General features: G+C 45.6%; 17 protein-coding genes. 6 read left to right on the top strand and 11 right to left on the bottom strand.

Going from position 1 to position 18559, the window contains the following annotated elements:
• Positions 1-21 precede the first annotated feature (21 nt).
• The 3 genes from EIZ48_RS08790 to torT all read right to left on the bottom strand — a co-directional run bounded on the left by EIZ48_RS08790 (position 22) and on the right by torT (position 2907).
• Positions 22-1002 carry an alcohol dehydrogenase catalytic domain-containing protein gene (locus EIZ48_RS08790; RefSeq protein ID WP_160650192.1) on the bottom strand — a complete coding sequence of 327 codons (981 nt, stop codon included), beginning with the start codon at positions 1000-1002 and terminating at the stop codon, positions 22-24.
• Between the two features lie 176 nt (positions 1003-1178).
• Positions 1179-1637, bottom strand: coding sequence for a methylglyoxal synthase (locus tag EIZ48_RS08785; protein WP_160650191.1), 459 nt, complete (start codon positions 1635-1637; stop codon positions 1179-1181).
• Between the two features lie 196 nt (positions 1638-1833).
• Positions 1834-2907 carry a TMAO reductase system periplasmic protein TorT gene (gene torT, locus EIZ48_RS08780; protein WP_160650340.1) on the bottom strand — a complete coding sequence of 358 codons (1074 nt, stop codon included), beginning with the start codon at positions 2905-2907 and terminating at the stop codon, positions 1834-1836.
• A gap of 101 nt (positions 2908-3008) precedes the next feature.
• Here torT and torS point away from each other — a divergent pair, with 101 nt between their 5' ends.
• Both torS and EIZ48_RS08770 read left to right on the top strand, forming a co-directional pair.
• Positions 3009-5966, top strand: coding sequence for a TMAO reductase system sensor histidine kinase/response regulator TorS (torS, locus tag EIZ48_RS08775; RefSeq protein ID WP_160650190.1), 2958 nt, complete (start codon positions 3009-3011; stop codon positions 5964-5966).
• Positions 5967-6022: 56 nt separating this feature from the next.
• On the top strand, positions 6023-6658 hold the full coding sequence (locus tag EIZ48_RS08770; RefSeq protein ID WP_160650188.1) for an HAD hydrolase-like protein: 636 nt from the start codon (positions 6023-6025) through the stop codon (positions 6656-6658).
• Between the two features lie 2 nt (positions 6659-6660).
• Here the strand turns inward: EIZ48_RS08770 and EIZ48_RS08765 are convergent, their stop codons facing one another.
• Together EIZ48_RS08765 and EIZ48_RS08760 are read right to left on the bottom strand one after the other, a co-directional pair.
• A complete protein-coding gene (locus tag EIZ48_RS08765) occupies positions 6661-7161 on the bottom strand; it encodes an outer membrane beta-barrel protein (protein ID WP_192928499.1) in 501 nt (166 codons plus the stop codon).
• 17 nt (positions 7162-7178) lie between these two features.
• Positions 7179-8279, bottom strand: a complete 1101-nt coding sequence (locus EIZ48_RS08760; RefSeq protein WP_160650187.1) for an alkene reductase — start codon at positions 8277-8279, stop codon at positions 7179-7181.
• A 258-nt stretch (positions 8280-8537) separates the two neighbouring features.
• On the opposite strand from EIZ48_RS08760, the gene EIZ48_RS08755 reads away from it, so the two are divergent.
• Entirely contained in the window at positions 8538-9479 is a 942-nt protein-coding gene (locus tag EIZ48_RS08755) for a LysR substrate-binding domain-containing protein (RefSeq protein WP_160650185.1), read from the top strand.
• Here the strand turns inward: EIZ48_RS08755 and EIZ48_RS08750 are convergent.
• Positions 9439-10119, bottom strand: a complete 681-nt coding sequence (locus EIZ48_RS08750; protein WP_160650183.1) for a glutathione S-transferase family protein — start codon at positions 10117-10119, stop codon at positions 9439-9441. The genes EIZ48_RS08755 and EIZ48_RS08750 overlap by 41 nt on opposite strands.
• Before the next feature lie 122 nt (positions 10120-10241).
• On the opposite strand from EIZ48_RS08750, the gene EIZ48_RS08745 reads away from it, so the two are divergent.
• Together EIZ48_RS08745 and EIZ48_RS08740 are read left to right on the top strand one after the other, a co-directional pair.
• On the top strand, positions 10242-11063 hold the full coding sequence (locus tag EIZ48_RS08745) for a LysR family transcriptional regulator (protein ID WP_160650181.1): 822 nt from the start codon (positions 10242-10244) through the stop codon (positions 11061-11063).
• A gap of 306 nt (positions 11064-11369) precedes the next feature.
• Positions 11370-13127, top strand: coding sequence for a KAP family P-loop NTPase fold protein (locus tag EIZ48_RS08740; RefSeq protein WP_160650179.1), 1758 nt, complete (start codon positions 11370-11372; stop codon positions 13125-13127).
• A gap of 354 nt (positions 13128-13481) precedes the next feature.
• Here EIZ48_RS08740 and map read toward each other — a convergent pair whose 3' ends face one another.
• The gene (gene map / locus EIZ48_RS08735; RefSeq protein WP_160650177.1) at positions 13482-14270 is read right to left on the bottom strand and encodes a type I methionyl aminopeptidase; all 789 of its coding nucleotides are present in this window, start codon (positions 14268-14270) and stop codon (positions 13482-13484) included.
• A complete protein-coding gene (locus EIZ48_RS08730) occupies positions 14260-14487 on the bottom strand; it encodes a ParD-like family protein (RefSeq protein ID WP_160650175.1) in 228 nt (75 codons plus the stop codon). Before EIZ48_RS08730 ends, map begins: the two co-directional genes overlap by 11 nt.
• Positions 14488-14774: 287 nt before the next feature.
• Between EIZ48_RS08730 and EIZ48_RS08725 the strand changes: the two genes are divergently transcribed.
• Complete coding sequence (locus EIZ48_RS08725) at positions 14775-15176, top strand: H-NS family histone-like protein (protein ID WP_160650173.1); 402 nt, start codon at positions 14775-14777, stop codon at positions 15174-15176.
• 104 nt (positions 15177-15280) lie between these two features.
• On the opposite strand, the gene gltS is transcribed toward EIZ48_RS08725, so the two are convergent.
• From gltS to EIZ48_RS08710, 3 genes are all read right to left on the bottom strand, one after another.
• Positions 15281-16480 (bottom strand): sodium/glutamate symporter, encoded by a 1200-nt coding sequence (gene gltS, locus EIZ48_RS08720; protein WP_160650171.1) that lies wholly within the window; start codon positions 16478-16480, stop codon positions 15281-15283.
• A gap of 499 nt (positions 16481-16979) precedes the next feature.
• Positions 16980-17123 carry a hypothetical protein gene (locus EIZ48_RS08715; RefSeq protein ID WP_160650168.1) on the bottom strand — a complete coding sequence of 48 codons (144 nt, stop codon included), beginning with the start codon at positions 17121-17123 and terminating at the stop codon, positions 16980-16982.
• 98 nt (positions 17124-17221) lie between these two features.
• Positions 17222-18448, bottom strand: coding sequence for a M20/M25/M40 family metallo-hydrolase (locus EIZ48_RS08710; protein ID WP_240152913.1), 1227 nt, complete (start codon positions 18446-18448; stop codon positions 17222-17224).
• Positions 18449-18559 lie beyond the last annotated feature (111 nt).

The following is an 18559-nucleotide window of genomic DNA, read 5'->3' as shown; positions in this document are numbered from 1 at the left end:
CCAAGTTCAAAATGAGCAGGATTATCCGACAGTAACAACCAGCTTGCCGCTGTGTTGTTGCTGTTTGAGCTTGTCTAGCCCGTCAGTGAGTCTGTCAAACGCCAGGCTCTCCTCAATCATGGGATCCAGCTTTCCTTCCCCAACCAGATTGCTGAGCGTATTGCCGATATCGGCCAGATGGTGGATATGCTCGAGTGTGCCATGGGCATAGGTACCGTGAAGTGCCACCTCATGCAAGCTGATTGCTTTGGTGGTGGCCAGCAGCGGCACCTGATTAAATTGATCGGCAACCATAACAATCTCGCCGTTGTAGCGGATGAGGGCACTCATAATACTGCCTGATTTTGCTGACACACAGTCGATAACAGCATGTACCAGCTGATCTTCGGTCAGCTCAATCAACCGCATGGCAACATTCTCGGTTTTTGGATCGATCACGGCATCGACGCCATAATCAAGCAGGCGATGATGATGCCGTTTTTCGGCGATGGCATAGACTGTTGCGCCTGCCAGTTTTGCCAGCTGGACGGCAAATCCCCCGACGCCTCCTCCTGCTCCCGTAATGGCTATTTTTTGTCCGGGTTTGAGATCCAGTTTGTCATGGACAGCCTGCCACGCCGTATAGCCTGCGCAGGGCAGCGCGGCGGCCTGTTCGAAGCTGACCGTGTCGGGGATGCGGCTCAAGGCATGTGCCTTGACTGCGGTGTAGTTGGCAAAACCACCCGCCTGGCGGGGATCGGCAAAACAGAACACCCGATCACCTGGCTGAAAGTGGGTGACACCTTTTCCTACCACGGAAACAATGCCGGCAACATCAAGCCCGATGATCTGCGGGTATTGCCAGGTGGCATAGCCCCAGCTCGCAAGCTTGTAGTCAATAGGATTGAGGCCAACAGCCATGACCTGAATACAGACTTCGTCCGAGGCGGGTGCTGGCTTTGCGGCGCGAGATAGCGTCAGGGAGCCGAGTCCTTCCGGTTGGGTTAATTTCCATGCTTTCATGTGCCACCACTTCTGCTGATTTTTTAGTTTTTATTAACATAGGCCAAATTTAGCCACCTGCCTGACAAGGAATGAGAATAGGTGAGTAAAATCAAGATTTTCGGGGATGAAAACGAAAAAACCTTCTCAGGGAGAAGGCTTTGAAATGTTTTGCTGCTGATATAGAGAGTGGTATATCAGTCTAGGCGCTCTGTAAGGTAGGCGTTGTAATCCGGGATTTCGATATCCACTTCTTCGTCGAGCTTAGGCGATGAAATCATGAAGTTGGCGCTGGCACGGTTTGTTGCAACCGGGATATTCCAGACTGCAGAAATACGCAGAAGTGCCTTCACATCCGGGTCATGCGGAACGGCATTGAGTGGATCCCAGAAGAAAATCATCATATCGATTTTGCCTTCTGAGATCAGGGCGCCAAGTTGCTGATCACCACCCATCGGGCCGCTTAGCAAGCAATTTACTTCAAGGCCAGTCTCGCGAGACAGCATGTGGCCGGTTGTTCCTGTTGCGTACAATGTATGAGCTCGCAACTTGTCCTTATGCTCTGATACCCAACGCAAAAGGTGCGTCTTACAGTTGTCATGTGCCACAAGGGCGATGTGCTTGTTGGCTTGCATTGTGCGGGTCGTTACTTGCATCCAGGACTCCACTAAGATGATGTATATTATCAATAGAAAAAACTATAAACATTAATATCAAAGCGAACCAAAGAAGTACAACCCAAAGGGTTGAAATCAAAGGTGGGTAACATTAATCGCCCTAATGGGTATAGCTTGAGCTATGTGGCAACGATAATATGCCAATAAATCATAGTGATGCGAGAGCTTAGTCTGATTATCGCCGAACCTTGTGGTCGTAGACACTAAAGGCAGGCCGAAACTCTGCCGGTGACAGGGAATCGGCAATGACATCTTTTGGTAGATGTGCAGGAGTCAGCCACTCAATTATGGGTGACAGATTGCGCTCGATTGGCTTCTGTTCAAGATGGCGAACGGCCTGATCGAGAGACAGCATGGCTTGTTGAGCCATTTTATCGGTCGGGGCGAATAAAATTTTGCCGCGACGCAGACCTCGGTACACACCGTGACTGAGGTAGGTGGAAACGATGCTGATATCGTCTGACTTGTGGTTGGATCGCAACTCACTGATTGCCACTTCCGCTGCAACCGCACCGCCAACGATATAGTCAAGGTGTTGGCCGCTGGCAAAAAGTTTCTGGATCAGGTTGCGTTGCAGCTCTTTGCTGTTATCTGCCCACATAGTTTTAATGATATTGATATCACTGTCCTTTACCGCATCCAGAAACCCTTGGGTAACCGGCTTGGTACCGCCGCGTTGTGAAGGTCCAGGTAACCAGGCGATATTGACAATGCCGCTGCCGCGAGGATGGCGCTTGGCAAGAAACTCGCCTGCAGCCTGGCCCATTTCGTACCAGTCTACCCCGACTTTGGCTGTGATATTTTTGCGGATATCGGGATCAGTGACATCAATATCATTGATTGTGGCAAAGACCGGAATTTCCCCGGTGAGCTGAGACAGTATTCCCTGGTAGGCCGTGCTGTCGACAGTACCAAGAATAATGGCATCGGCTCCCCATTGGTGGCAGTCCTTGATTTGGGTCTGTTGCTTTTCCAGGTGCGGGTACCCACCGGCTTCCAGCACTTTCAGTTCAACACCGAGCTTTTTGGCATGTTCAACCATGCCGTAGTTAACCGAAAGCCAGTAGGAATCCTTCAGGTGCGGGTACACGCTGCAAATTTTCCAGGGCTTAGATGCCGTTGTCAGCGGTTGATAAGTGATGGTGCGCGACTGTTTATCGCTGGCAAAAGGGGGCTTGTGGGAAATAATCTCCACCCCGTAGGCCGGTTGAAAAGAAAAAAAGAGTAATAAGAAAGAAAAAATTCGCATTTTATTCATGATTAATAGCATCTATACCTGCATCGCTGGCAAAATAGTAATGTTTTATTTTGTGTGGTTAAACCTAATTTTTCCTGTTGTGGTTCTTCTGTATGACATTCACTCCTAGCGGCATCGGTCGAAAACTGCTGATTGCCTTCTCGTTGATGGCCGGGCTGATGATTATTGCCGCGGTTATCGGTGTGGCTGGCTTCTCTTTGGTCGCCAAAACTGAACGAACGGTAATTAACTCCGCGGTACCGGCGTTGGCCGAGGCGCGCGAGCTTTCCGACCTCAGTACCCGGATTATTTTCACTGCACAGGTGCTGGCCAAGTCGACCACTGAGCAGGAGCGAGAACGTCAGGGTAAAGCGCTGACGATTCATATCGAAGGACTGAAGCACAGCTTGCGCGAGCTGGAGCAGTACTCTTTCGAATCAACCCTGGTGGGGCAGCTGGAAGATGATGTGAAGCGGATTGTCGACAACCTTGCAATGCTGGGGCTGCTTGTCGGACGGAAAATCGATTTACAGGCTCAGGTCAATACACTGACCGAAGAAATGGCCAACGCCACCTTGCAGATAGACTCCCTGTCTCAGTCTCAGGTCTCCAATGCCAATACCATTGCGGTGGCGAATGTTTCCCGCATTTACGATCTTGTCGATGCCGGTGATACGCCGGCGGTGTTTAAGGCACTGGATAGCTTGGTCGAAGTGGATATGGACCTTACCGAGCGCCTGTTTGAACTGCGGTTTCTTTCCTTGCAGGTGATCAATATGCTTGATGATTCCAGCCGGGTCGACAGCATCACATCACTGCTGGCGATTAAGGAGCGCTATAACAATGCTGTTTCGGTGATGCATCATCGGGTTAAATCGGTAGAAGATCCGAGCCGTTCGGTGCAGTTACTCGAATTAACGAAGACGCTGAACCATGGCGGGATGTTATTCGGCACGCAAGAACAGCTATTGTATGCGAGGAAAGATGTCGAGCGGATGGAGCAGCAAAATCTGGTGCTGTTCCAGCAGCTTAACCAGACGGTTGGCGATATTATCACCGCAGCGAATGAAGGCACCCAGCAGGCCGTAACCAAAGTTGACGAGACGCTGACGGTGGCGAGAAACAGTCTGATCGGTATTTCCGTGGTTGGCTTGCTGGTTCTGGTACTGATCATGTGGCGCTATGTATATGCCCGTGTTATTAGCCGGATCAACGACTATAGCCATGCCTTGATGTCATTGGCGCGCGGCGATTTGGAAATCCGTCTGTCTGTGCAGGGAGAAGATGAGTTGGCACAGATGGGGCGGGCCATTATGGTTGCGCGAGATACTGCCTATGAGCGCCATCGTCTGGCACAGGTCGAATCAAAAATTCGTTCCGAGTTACAACAACACAAAACCAGCCTCGAACGTTTAGTGGCCCAAAGAACCAGCGAGCTGGAAAAGGCCAACTGCAAACTCAATCTGGAAGTAGAGAACCATGCCAAGGCGCGTGCTGAAGCAGAAAAGGCCAACCGGGCGAAATCTGCCTTCCTGGCGACGATGAGCCATGAGATCCGTACACCGATGAATGGTGTACTGGGGACGGCATCGTTATTGGCTGATACGGGGCTGACGGCCAAACAGGCGAGATATCTCGATGTGATTAACCGCAGTGGTGAGTCTTTGTTGGACATTCTTAATGATGTTCTCGATTATTCGAAAATCGAAGCTGGACACCTTGATATTCGCTTGAATGATTTTTCGTTGTCTGAGTTGGTGTCAGATGTCTACGATATGCTTGAGAGCCGTGCCCTGGCCAAGCGCATTAAGCTGGTTAGCCACATCGAACCCGGTACCAATGATTATTGGGTAAGCGATGCGACTCGGGTGAGGCAGGTGCTGGTTAACCTGGTCAGCAATGCGATTAAGTTCACCGACGAAGGGCAGGTACGGATACAGGTGCGGCAGGATCCGACCTTTGCCGACGAGCTGCTCTTTGAAGTTGAAGATACCGGCATTGGTATTGCCGAGGATGAACAGAAAAGTATGTTTGATGCCTTCCAGCAGTCACTTGAAGGGCGTCAGACGATGGGAGGCACCGGATTGGGGCTTGCCATCAGCAGGCGAATTATTGAGGCGATGGGCGGTCAGATTGGTGTTCGCTCGATCCCGAATAAGGGGAGCTGTTTCTGGTTTACCCTCAAGCTACAGCCGGGGCAGCGTTCTCATGTTATTGATAGTCAGGCGCAGGCTTTATCTTCTGCACATATATTGTTGGTAGAGGACAACCCGGTAAACAGTCTGGTTGCCGAAGGTTTCTTGCACCGACTCGGTCATACCGTGGTGATTGCCGAAGATGGCAAGCAGGCCGAGCAGGCCTACGCCGAGCAGAAGTTTGATATTGCTTTGCTTGATATCAACCTGCCAGATACCGACGGGGTGACTTTGCTGCATAAGCTGCGACGGATCGAGGAGGCACGGCACAAGGAGGCTTGGTTTGAGCCGACACCAATGGTGGCTTTTTCTGCCCATGTATTCCGTGAAGAAGTCGAAATTTACCTGGCTTCCGGCTTTGCCGGTTTCTTGCCAAAGCCCTTGGTCGAGAAACAGCTGGTGGAGACTCTGGGTAGCATTTTGTCGGGTGATAAGCGGGTCGTGGTAGAAGACAAGGTAAGTTCGGCTGTGCAAGATGACATGTCGGATCACGAGAAAGAGCAAAACCAGGAGCAGTACGAAGTGGACAACGAACAAGTGTGGCCTTTGCTGGATGAAAACGTATTAGGCAGCGATTTGAAGGTGCTGGGTGAAGCGCAGGTAAATAAGCTGATCAGTTTGTTTGTCGACTCTTCATCAGAGACTCTTGAGAAACTGCTGGTTGAAATTGATAACGGTAATTTGCCGCAAGTCTCAAGCCTTGCCCATACCCTGAAAGGGGCGGCAGGAACGATGGGGCTGACAAGGCTTCATAAAGTGTGCCTGGCGTTTGAGAAGTCGGCTAAAGAAGGGGATATTAGTCAGCTGGATGCCTCAGAATTGTCAGTAGTTTTTGACGAGTCCAAGCAGGCTCTTTTTGCTGCCTTTTCTTCCTAGCAGAATCCGCTAGCTACTGACATGTGAAGGAATATGAATGTGAACAAGGAGGTCTCATGAGCTATGAATGGTTGATTTTTGATTTGGATGGCACGATAAGCGATCCAAAACTAGGTATTGTCAGATCGTTTAACTTCGCCCTTGAACATTATGGCTTTGCTCCACAAAGCGAAGCCGATATAGCGGCCTATATTGGTCCGCCGTTGGATCAAACATTTGTTCAGTTGACAGGTAGCCATGATCCGCTGTTCATTGAGATGATAGTTGCCAAGTATCGTGAGCGATATGCCGAAGTAGGTTACTCTGAAAACCATCTGTATCCGGATATGAAGCCGGTACTGCTGTCATTGAAGGAAAAAGAAGGCTGCCGGCTAGGCGTCTGTACGTCAAAGCGGGCTGACTTTGCCGAGAAAATCCTGGCTATGTTCGGTTTGCTTGATGTATTTGAGTTTGTAAGCGGTGGTGATATTGGCATTGAAAAATGGCAGCAGCTTGAGGCGCTTCGCCAGGCCGATACGATTAGCCAAAATGCTGTAATGATTGGTGACAGAGCTGTTGATCTAACCGCTGCACAACACAACCAGCTCGATTCGGCTGGTGTGTTGTGGGGCTATGGTTCAAGGGAAGAGCTGGAGCAAGCATCACCTACGCATCTGTTTGAGCACCCGGAACAACTGATTAAGCTGCTTTAATATCAGTTGAATCGATAGTTAAGCCCGGCACTCAGGCTATCTTCATTAATATTGGCTTGGTTCGATTTCATTCCGAAAGAATGATTATAGTTACTGACTATCTGGAACTGTTTATTGATGTTGTAGCCTAGCGATGCCCCTACCATTGCACCTAAATCAGATTCTTTTAGCTGTTCATCATGATAACGGGCATAGGTTACACCGGCTTCTGGCGAGACAAAGAAGTTGGATTGCCGAATACCAAATGGCTTCTCGACGGCAAGGGTATAATTATCGTAATCAGCACCGTTACCCGTGAGGGTTGCTGACGATCCTTTGATATTCCCCCATTCCATTTCACTTGCCGCCTGGAATTTTAGACCGTCAACATTAGTATGGCGGTTATCAGTGTTAACGTTACCGTGCTCGTAGCTAACACCAAAATAAGTCTGTACATCCTGAGCGAAAGAGCCCGTTGGTAGTAGGCTAACCATAGCAATGGCAATCAGCTTTATATGTTTCATTCTTCTCTCCTATGGACCTAATTGATTTCACTGAATGTTGGATAGTCAATGTAGCCATGTTCATTACCGCCAAACAGAGTTGCGCCATCCAGATCTGCGAGTGCATAGTCATTTTTCAAACGTGAAACTAAGTCTGGATTCGACACGAATGGGCGACCGAAGGCGACTAGATCAGCGTAACCTTTTGTAAGCACTTCATCTGCGCGTTCCTGTGTGTAGCTACCCGCAACAATGATGGTGTTAGTAAAAATCTCTCGTAATTCAATACGAAAGCGTTCAGGGATCACTGGAGCATCGTCCCAATCAGCTTCTGATAAGTGCATGTAAGCGATATCACGAGCTTGCAGCTCTTTCGATGCCTCAAGGATTGTTGGAACGATATCAGGGCAATCCATATCTTTAAAAGTGATAAATGGGGCAAGGCGAACACCTACCTTATCTGCTCCAATGGCTTCAATCACGGCATCAACAACGTCAAGCAGGAAGCGGATACGGTTCTTACGAGTGCCACCATAATTATCAGCACGCTTGTTTGAGTTTGTACGCAGGAATTGGTCGATAAGGTAACCATTACCGCCATGGATCTCGACACCATCAAAGCCCGCTTCTACAGCGCGCTTTGCTGAGAAAGCAAAGTCTTTTACAACGCGCTCGATATCTGCCTGAGTCATCTCACGAGGTTGAATACAATCAACCATATTGCCGTTACCTTTGCCATCAGATATCCAAACTTTAGTCTCAACAGGCGCTAATGCAGATGGCGCGATAGGTCGTTCACCGTTCTGAAATCTTGGGTGAGAAACACGACCGACATGCCATAGCTGGCAGAATATAGCCGCACCTTGGTCATGTGCTGCTTTTGTGACAGGTTGCCAACCTTTGACTTGTTCGTCGGTGTAAACACCGGGAGTAAATGAATAGCCTTGAGAGTCATCTGATATCTGAGTGGCTTCAGAGATGATTAAACCAGCGGTAGCACGTTGCCTGTAGTAAGTCGCCATCATTTCATTGGGTACGTTGCCTGGCTGGCTTGTGCGAGCACGCGTCATCGGGGCCATAACTACGCGGTTTTGTAAATCTAAGCTTTTAAGGTGTGTTTTCTGGAATAATTTGCTCATGATATTCATCTTATTTTGGTCGTTTAACATTAGTTTTTTTGCTCACTGATTTTTCAATACCAATATCAAGATCCGTCTGGTGGCTCTCAACATGAACAAGGTTGATACCATCATTACAGCATGTACTTTCACCTCGGTCATAAGTTGTTCTGCTTTATGTTTTCGGTTAATAACTGCCATTATATTTATTCGCTAATTTTTGATAATTGAATAAAATGTGAATTCATTATTCGGAAAAACTAAATAATAGGAGGGCCGGTGGATAAGTTTTCTGATATGGCAATGTTTGTGAGTATCGTGAAGCATCAGGGGCTGGCTGCTGCGGGGCGAGACCTTGGCCTATCTCCGGCTACGATGACGGCAAGGCTTCAGGCACTTGAAGAGCGGTATGGTGTAAAGCTTCTGAATCGAAATACAAGGCACGTGTCACTGACAGATTCTGGCGAGCTATATTACAAAGCCTGTATTGAGATATTGGATAATGTGACTGAGGTAGAGAATATTATCCAGAATGGGGTGAAAGAGGTTAAAGGCTCGTTAAAGATAGTCGCGCCAAAGGATATCGGAAAACAATATATTCTTCCTATATTGAATGAGTTCTCTGAATTGTATCCAGATGTCGTGCCCTATTTATATTTGAACGATCAAATTACTAATATCGCTGAATCTGGTATGGATATTGTTGTTAGATATGGGGAGCTTGCTGACAGCAGTTTGATATCAAGACGTCTGTCACCTAGCAGACGGGTACTATGTGCATCGCCTGAGTACCTGGCAAAGCATGGTACACCATTAGAGCCTCAGGATTTGGTGAGTCATGATTGTCTGGCTATGCTCAGAAATGATGAAGAGCTAAAGACATGGCATTTTCAGGAAAATGACAAAAAGAGAGCAATCACTGTTGTACCTAAGCGATTCTCAGATGATGGCGAGGTTATAAGGCGCTGGGCATTAGAGGGGGCGGGGATTGCACTTAAATCCATCCTAGACGTACAAGCTGATATTAATAACCAACGCCTTGTCACCGTGCTTAACGGCTATATGAAGAACTTCACTACATCGATGTCAGTTTCAAGTGCCGACTTGAATGTTGTGTATATTAGTAAGAAATACCAGCCAAAACGAATCCGGTTATTCTTGGACTTCCTTTTTGATAGGTTTAATGATTTAGTTGAAAAGTCAGAAATAAAGCGGGGATAGGCGCTCCCGCTTCGTCTTCTTCGACAATATCCGTCTCTAAACTTGCTTCAGCCAGCCATCTTTGCATAGCGGGGCTATTGAGTAGTTTCTGCTGATACCGCCTGGCTTTGTCAGACAGTGCAATGTCATAGGTTTGTATTCGCAGGGCGACTGGGGCATACATAGCATCTGCAATAGACCACTCACCAAATAACCAGCCGTCAGGGTATTGTTCCATCTGCTCTGACCAAATTGCATCTATTCGCGCGATGTCTTTAACGGCTCCCTCGCTGAGGGCGGTCTTCCTTTTGGCGCGGCAGTTCATCGGTAGCTCATTGCGGATATCAAAGAAGCCGGAATGCATCTCAGCCGAAATAGCGCGCGCTTTGGCTCTTTCTTTGGCCGAGCTTGGCCAGGCTTTACCACCAAGGTATGCCTCGTTGATGTATTCGAGAATAGCGAGTGAATCCCATACGGTGACATCATCATCAACCAGGGTGGGGACTTTGGCCGTTGGTGCGATGTTCTCAAGAGTGCGGTAGAAGTCTTTGGTAAACAATTTCAGCTTGATGATATCTACCTCTACGTCAAACTGCGCGAAGATAAGCCAGGCACGCAATGACCAGGAGGAATAGTTCTGGTTGCCGATATAAAGTTGCATCAATGTCTCCTTACGTATTGTTCTTGATGATTTGTTTTTAGCTTAAGAGATTGTTTTATTGAGCACTAACGGATAGTTTTGATGGATTACATTAATAAAACTGATGGATAGCCAGACCCAGTATGGATATTGATGCGCTGAGAAGCTTTCTCGCTTTTGTCGAAATAGGCAGCTTTACTCGTGCCGCGAAACAGATAAATCGCACTCAGTCAGCGTTTAGCGCTCAGATGCGCAAACTGGAAGATGAACTGAGTGTTAGTCTGTTCGAGAAGGAAGGTCGTAATCTGGTGTTAAGTGAAGCCGGCTTGGAATTGCGCTCGCATGCTGAGCAGTTAGTGGCGTTGCACAATAAAGCGCTATATCAGGTCAAACGTTATGAAGATAAGCGTCCCTTCCGCCTTGGTTGTCCCGAAGACTACAACGACATCATTCTGCCAAAAGTGATCCGGGCGCTTAAACAAGCAGAGCCGACGTGCTCAATTCAGGTATTCAGCCAGCCAAGTGTCACGCTCAGAGAGTGGCTGGATGACGATAAAATTGATGCTGCGATTCTTACTCGTGCCCCAGATAGCGAAGAAGGGCATTGGCTGGCCAATGATCAGGGAGTCTGGATTGCTAGCAAGGATTTCGAAATCGACGATGTGCGGCCCATTCCGCTGGCTTTATTCCAATCGGATTGTAAGTACCACGCAGCAGCCATAGACGGCCTGACCAAGAGAGGTACGCCTTATCAGCTACTTGCCTGTTGTAATACAGCCTCTGCGCAGCGTGCTATCGTTCGAGGAGGCATGGCTATTGGTGCGATGGGAAGAATTAGTGTCACCGACGATCTAAAAATTCTCGACAACATGCCAGCCCTTCCATCGGTGGATATTGTGCTGGTACTAGGCGCCCGGCCACATCCGCTGTTGAATAAAGAGAGCCTTGAGCAGTTGGTGGGCTAGGTCGAAGAGGAATCGCTTGGTGATAATTTGTACTGACTCATATTCGATCTGACACTTTGCCTCATACGCCTTGACCAAATCAGGAAGTTTGAGGTGCATGGGATGGCTGCCGCTAACTCAGAAATGGACATAAACAATTTAGAGTTGGGGTTCTAATTCAATTAATATGCATTAGAAAAAATAACCTCGAATCTTGAGATGAAAAATGTCTCTGGTAACCACAAATACCCATATAAAACCTTTTGCTTATCTGTGAAAAATCATCGTAAACTCTAAAATTGTTAGTAATAACTATCGGAGAATTAAATGGTTAAGCAAGTTGAGCTGGATTGGTCTAAAGGGCTAAGGATTGAGAATAATTTTTTTCCTGAAGATAAATTAGGAAGGGTTAGATACGCGACATTCCTTACAAAACTTCTTGCATCTCAAGGTTTTGATAAAGCAAGAGATGCTGGTGACCAAAAGCGAAATTATGTGCTTAATTTAAATGCTGAGTGGGGGGCAGGTAAAACATACTTTCTTAAACGTTGGTCTGAAGATATTAAAGAGCATTACCCCGTTGTCTACGTAGATGCGTGGAAAAAAGACTACTCTGATGATCCTTTAATGACGGTAATTTCTTCCATCATCGAGCAATTGAGAAAGCAAGCAGGAAAAGATAAAGATTCCACTGAGTTTAAAGTTCCTCGTAAGCTTATAGGTCTATTGAAAGCGGCTGCACCGGGTATAGGTCGAGGATTATTCAAGCGATATGTCGGTATTGATCCTGTGGCAGTTATGAATGCCGATAATGACAATGAAAATATCGGTAGTATCAGGGGGGAAGATGGCGAAGATTTAGCAGATGAAAACGGCAAACCTATTGATATGAGCTTTGCAGCTTCTGAGGCAGTTAAGTATTTAATCGATGAACATGATGCTAAAAGTGCAGCTATAGAAAGCCTAAAAACAAGTGTGTTCGAATGGGTATCCGCAGTTGTTGGCCTTAAAAATAAAGAACTACCAGCTTTCATTTTCATTGATGAACTAGATCGTTGTAGGCCTAGTTATGCTGTTGAAATGCTCGAAACAATTAAGCATATATTTGATATTGATGGCGTTGTTTTTGTGGTTGCAACTGACACTGAACAACTACAGCATGCGGTAAAGGCGGTTTATGGCGAGGGATTTGACGCTAAGATTTACCTTGGTCGCTTCTTTAATAGTCGCTATAGCCTTAAGGCCCCGAATTTAGAGAACTTTCTAGAAGTGCACAGCGATGCTAGCAAGCTTTCTGGCGATTACTTAAGAGACTTAAAAATTGAAGTACTCCCTTTTAATGAAGATGCAAAAACAACGCTACGAAATATATCGGTTATTCTTGATGCCTTTAAGGTTTCTGCTCGTACTGCTATCCAAATCGCAGATAGAGTAGTAGCTACAATCTCAAATATGCCTAGAGGCTCTAAGATTGATATATTGATGTTGACAGCTTTGCTTTGCATCAAAGAGAAAGATCAGAATCTTTTTGATGAGATAGTAAGTGGCAAGTTTGAGAGAGTGGTGCAGAATGGGGATAGTAAGAAGACTATCTATTTGAGTGACTTCCTACAAACTTACATACCAGAAAGCTCTCATATGCGCCATATTGAAATGAACTTCGACCCACGTGAATATGCACCTAATTTTAAGATCTATTCTCATCAGAATGCTGTAGCTAACCCGTATACATCTGGCATTTATCGGTTCTACTTACTTGAATATCTGCAAGAAACTTTCTCGTCTCACTTTGATTCAGCAGGAAAATCCCACTCGGGAATATTTTTTCTTGGTGGAGATCGCAGGAGTCCGACTCAAGAACAGACACCTTTAGAGAAACTCTGCAAGACTCTAATTGAAGAGTACAGAAAACATCAATATGACACAGATGCGCAAATGTTAGGAGTACCTGCACTTCTTTGGGTTAAGTTTTTCTATATCAGAAATAAGTTCGACTCTATAGATATGGATGAATATAAAGACTTTGTCGAGTTAGCATCCCCGCTAGACTGGATGGGTAAAGATGAGCTACCAGAAATAGACTAATGCTTAATATTTGTACTTAGAAATAAGTCTTTTTTAAATATTTTTCCTTTACCAAGCTAATTCCGACCTCCTGCCGATAAAAGTCGCTCTTCCTTGTCACTGGGAATCAGTGGCTTATTACTCTTAATCCATTACCACCTGCAAGGCGGTAATGGCTCACAAGAAGCGCAATTTATCGTTAGGCATTAACTAATGTATTAAAAAAAGCATTCGAATAGCTTGTTAATGAGTTTTTATATTAACTCGTTTCGGGGCAGAGACGAGTTAGAGCAACCTGTCTGATCAGGTTGCTGGAACGACAAAGTCCCTCGGTAATTAGTCCGTCAGTCTCCCTCGGTAATCACACTAATCCCGCTAATTTTTGTGAGGCCGTGTTTCCTCGCCTCGTAACGTGAGGACTTCATAGCCAGAACTCGTCACCAGAATGGTATGCTCTGATTGAGCTGAAAGTTTCTTGTCTCGCGTGATGACAGTCCAACCGTCTTTTTTCGTTTTAACTTTGGCTGCACCTTGGTTCACCATAGGCTCTATCGTGAAAATCATGCCCTCTTTGAGCTTGAGCCCTTGGTTTGGCAGACCGTAATGAAGTACTTGTGGATCTTCGTGCATTTCGCGGCCAATACCATGGCCGCAGTATTCTCTGACTATACTGTAGCCATAGCGCTCGGCATATTGCTGAATAGCATGGCCAACATCGCCAAGTCTGGCTCCAGGTTTAACCTGTTCAATACCGGCCCACATTGCGTCGTACGTAACTTTAACGAGCTTTTTGGCCAAAGGTGTAGCATCCGGCATTACATACGTTTTACTGGAGTCGGCAATAAAACCATCTTTTTCCAGCGTAATGTCTAAGTTAATGATATCTGTGCTTTTCAGTAACTGGTTTGTGTTGGGGACACCGTGGCAGACGACTTCATTAATCGATGAGTTTAAAACATACTGATAGCCGTATTGGCCTTTGCTTGCGGGGCGAGCATTCAACTCTTTAACAATAAAGTTTTCAACTTTGTCGTTAATGTCCATAGTTGAGATACCTGGTCTCACATACGAATCCAACATATGAAATGCCTGCGCAAGCAATTTGCCAGCGTTGCGCATTAAATCAATTTCACTAGCAGATTTTATCTTCACACTATGATTCATGGGTGCTTCCTTTCTCTATCGCGGCTTTTGCCACTGAGACATCGGCTGATTTCATCAGTTCTGAGACTATCTGGTTGAACGATAGTTGCGGGTGAAGCTCAGCGAGCATGCCAATTCTTATCCAGAACTCTGCTTGTGAATTGATAGAACGAGACATAACAGAACTTGCTTTTCTTATCTCTTCATGAAGCTCTTCAGAAATCTTTACAATACCCATTGATAAGTGATCTATATATAAAACATATACGAATTGTATCTTCTAGTGTTGTGGAGTCAAGCACCAAGAGTTAAGTAACCCTCGACCAAATCAGCCAGTTGCTGTTGGGAGACCACATAGAAGGGGCATTTAAGAGAAAAATGAGTTAGTAGTTACCCTCAATGTTGAAAGCGTGCACTCAGAGGTGTTTACCATCAAAAGAATATTGTTTTTTTGTCAATTATAAATAGTCCAACTCTTTAAATTGATATAAAGTAGCCGCTCAAATTTCTATTAAAATCAGAATTATGAGCGACGTATTTACAACACTATTGAACTTGCGCTCTCTGCGCGCGGCTGCACGAGAAGAATTTACTCTAGAACAACTTCAAGAAGCGCTTGAAAAATTACAGACTGTGGTTGCTGAGCGTGAAGAAGCGGAAGCGGAATCTCGCCAGGCAGAGAAAGAAAAAGAACACAAATTAAACGCATACCGTGAAATGCTGATTGCTGATGGTATCGATCCAGAAGAGTTGCTGGCAACGCTAGCTGATACGCCTAAGAAATCTAAGCGTGCGCCTCGTCCAGCCAAGTATAAATACACTATTGATGGTGAAGAGCGTACCTGGACTGGCCAAGGTCGAATGCCTGCCCCAGTGAAACACGCTATCGATAATGAAGGAAAATCTCTGGAAGATTTTCTGATTTAATCGCTACGTAGCCCCGTTTATCGGGGCTTTATTTTTTGACCTACTGAAGCTTTTCACCCCGCTACATTTTGTAAGACATATGCTTAGACATCTCTTATTTCAACTTATAAGTTGAAAGAAATAAACGTATTGATGATTAGAGCGTTCGCAATATCGATAAAGAATCCACAGACTAAGGGCACGATAATAAATGCTTTGTGGGCAGCACCGTATTGTTGGGTAACAGCCGTCATATTCACAATTGCGGTTGCTGTAGAGCCTAGCGTGATACCACCAAAACCGGAACCAATGACCGCAGCTTCGTAATCTTTGCCCATAAAACGGAAAACAATCCAGACAGTAAAGGCGATAGAAAGCGATAGTTGGAAGAACATTACCGTCGCCAAAAACATTAGCGTGCTTTGTAATTGCCACAGTTGTAGCCCCATCAGAGCCATGGTTAAAAACATACCCAAACAAATATCAGAAATGAGTGCTTGACCAAGTTGTTCATTCTGGCTCTTCTCTTTGCGAAATAGGAGAGACTTACCATTACCAATCAAAATGCCAGCAACAAGACACGCGACAAACATAGGCAGTTGCAAGCCAATGGTTTCAAAGCCGATATTGATAAAGTAACCCAGGATCAAACTCAAATTTAGCATTAACCACGCGTACAAGTACCCAAAGTGGTCTAATTTGGTGGTTTCGTTGTGGCATACACCTATGTCTAAATTGTGGTCAGAGTTTGGTGACAGCTTATGTTTTTTTATCAGGTAGTTTGCTATCGGTCCTCCGACTAAACAAGCTGAGATCAAACCTAGGGTGTTTGCAGCAAGCCCCACTTCAGCGGCACTTTCAATACCCATCTCTGCAAAGGTAGGAGACCATGCCATTGTGGTTCCAACCCCACCGATTAGCGAAATGGAACCCGCCATCAAACCCAATAAAGGCTTTAGCCCCAGTAACGAAGCAATACTAATGCCCACGATGTTTTGCAAAACGATATAGATAACCGCAAGCAGAGTAAGGATAAATAGAGGCTTACCGCCGGATATCAGGGTATTAAAGCTAGCGCTTAAGCCAATGCCGGCAAAAAAGTAGAGTAATAATGTGTCTCTTATCGCTAAATCAAATTCAAGCGTTATATCAAACAATGCATAAACAGTGGTAACAGCGATCGCACAAATAAAACCGCCAATAACCGGCTCAGGAATGCTGTACTTTTGTAATAACTGATATCGCATCGTAGCGAACTTGCCGATAAATAAAAGCACGATGGCAAGGGTAAAGGAGATAAAACCGTCAATTTCTATTACTTGCATAATTTAATAACCGATGAAGAAAGTTTGTGTGGCTTGGTGGCTAGGCCATACGAGTAACAAGGTTGAAAAAGAATACCAAGTAAGCAGAAAAAATAATGATTACAGGGATGTAGCCTCTCATATTGCTCTCCAGTTCAAATGTCTTCAAATGCATGTTGCGTTATCGGACGGAGAAACAACACGAATAGGAGATATTCATATCTGGCTAAACAATTACCAGTTATGAATACCTCTAACCCATAGAAAGGCGAGATGAATGCCACTAATTGCCGTAGTGGAATCTTCCAATGCAAAAATGAATAACTCTTATCCGTCGAGATAAATGTTGAGCCGAGACCAACCGTAGAGCAGCTACTTGCTAACGATCTTCACCTACTGTTCGATGTTTTTTGGTTAGAAGAGGTGGAGGTGAAGTCCGAGGTAGAAAGTATCAACATGGATGCCATATACAAGGTTGTCAGTAGCAGGAACGACTCTTGTGCATCGCTAAAATGTCACTCTACTGAATAGCGATATTACGTGATTTGTTTCGTAGCTCGATCTCTTCTTCTGTGATCCCCTGAGTAAGAGTGTCATTCCAGTCAGCAACAATATTCAGTAGCTGAGGCTTTAACGATAGTGCTTTGTCGGTTGGGTAAACCAACTTCGATCTGGCATCGTTTGGGTTCCGCTAGCGGGTATACATAAGAACAACAAGAGGCGCTGTTATGCGCCTCTGAATGTTTTTGAATTAACGATGAGTTAAATGTGGTCTAAGCGGATGTGGCTATTTTTCAGATCATCACGTGTAATGCCTTTACCATCGTTCATTGCATTAAACTGGCGTAATAGCCCGGCAAGAGCATGGATAGAAGCAAGCAGATCACCCGTGTGGGCAGATTCTGACGATGTATGCATGTTACGAATTGGGTAACCAATGGTGATTGCTGCACTATCAACGCCGGCTAACGCAGCTGCCATACCATCTGTACCCATATCACGACCAGAGAAGTCTAACTGGTAAGGAATGTCTTGCTCACGGCAGACATTTTCTAACGACTGAACTAAAAACTCTGAAATGACAGAGCCACGGCCAATGGTAAAGCCATCACCCATCTTAAGTGGGTTCATTTTACGGTTGCCGATTCCCGGTGCCGCTTCGTAGTCATGGTTTACATCAGTCGCAATTAATACGTCTGGCTTAAGTTCACCCACTAATTGTGTAGAGCCAAATCGGCCAATCTCTTCATGAGTAGCAATGGTATAAAGGACACGAACATTATCAAGACCTTCTTCTGCCACTAAACGCGCAATCTCTGTTACAGAGAAACAACCCAGACCATTATCTAAGTAAGCACCATAAAAAGTATCCTGAGATACACCATGCTTAATTGGGCGGTCTAAAAGAATCGGGTCACCCGGACGTAGCCCTAAAGCTTCAACTTGTGCTTTACGATCTTTGCCATAGGTGTGCAGCTCCAGATAAATTGATTCTGGCTTGATACCTTGTTCACCTGTGCGCTGAGCTGGAGTGGAGAAGTGAATCGCACCCAGAGCTTCAACAGTGCACCCTTCGACCACTTTGAACTTACCTGCTTCATCCGGGTGCTGGCAAAATACTTTGACTTCATGACCAATCAGAGTTGTAGGCAAGAAAGAATCGGTGTTAATCCATACTTTACCGTCGTCATCAATTTTGCGTACTTGCATGCGGATTTTGTCCGCGTGGCCAACAATCATCACGCTTACCAGATCATCACGACCAGGATGCGAATCAAAAACTAAACCGGCATTCCCTTTAAACTGATGAATTCCCCATCCGGCTGGCATAAAAGATTCAAATTCAGGTTTAATAACGCCATAGCTCATTGCGGCTTCAAAACCAATTGGCGAAGGCGAGGCCAGTACCTTCTTCATAAACTCAAATTGGTCGTGCGGCATAGTGGTTTGCCAAGCGTGTTTTTGTTCCGTGTTGTTCTCTAAACTCATTATTTAGCTCTTTTAATCTATTTGGGTGTAAAGCAATCTTACTGCCAATTTTCCATATGCCAGTATTTTGATATGGAAATTTACCATAGAAGAAAGCCGTTAACCTAAAGC

Source organism: Photobacterium alginatilyticum (assembly GCF_009910675.1).
GTDB classification, from domain to species: Bacteria; Pseudomonadota; Gammaproteobacteria; order Enterobacterales; family Vibrionaceae; genus Photobacterium; species Photobacterium alginatilyticum.
This window is presented reverse-complemented; position numbering and strand designations above follow the sequence as displayed.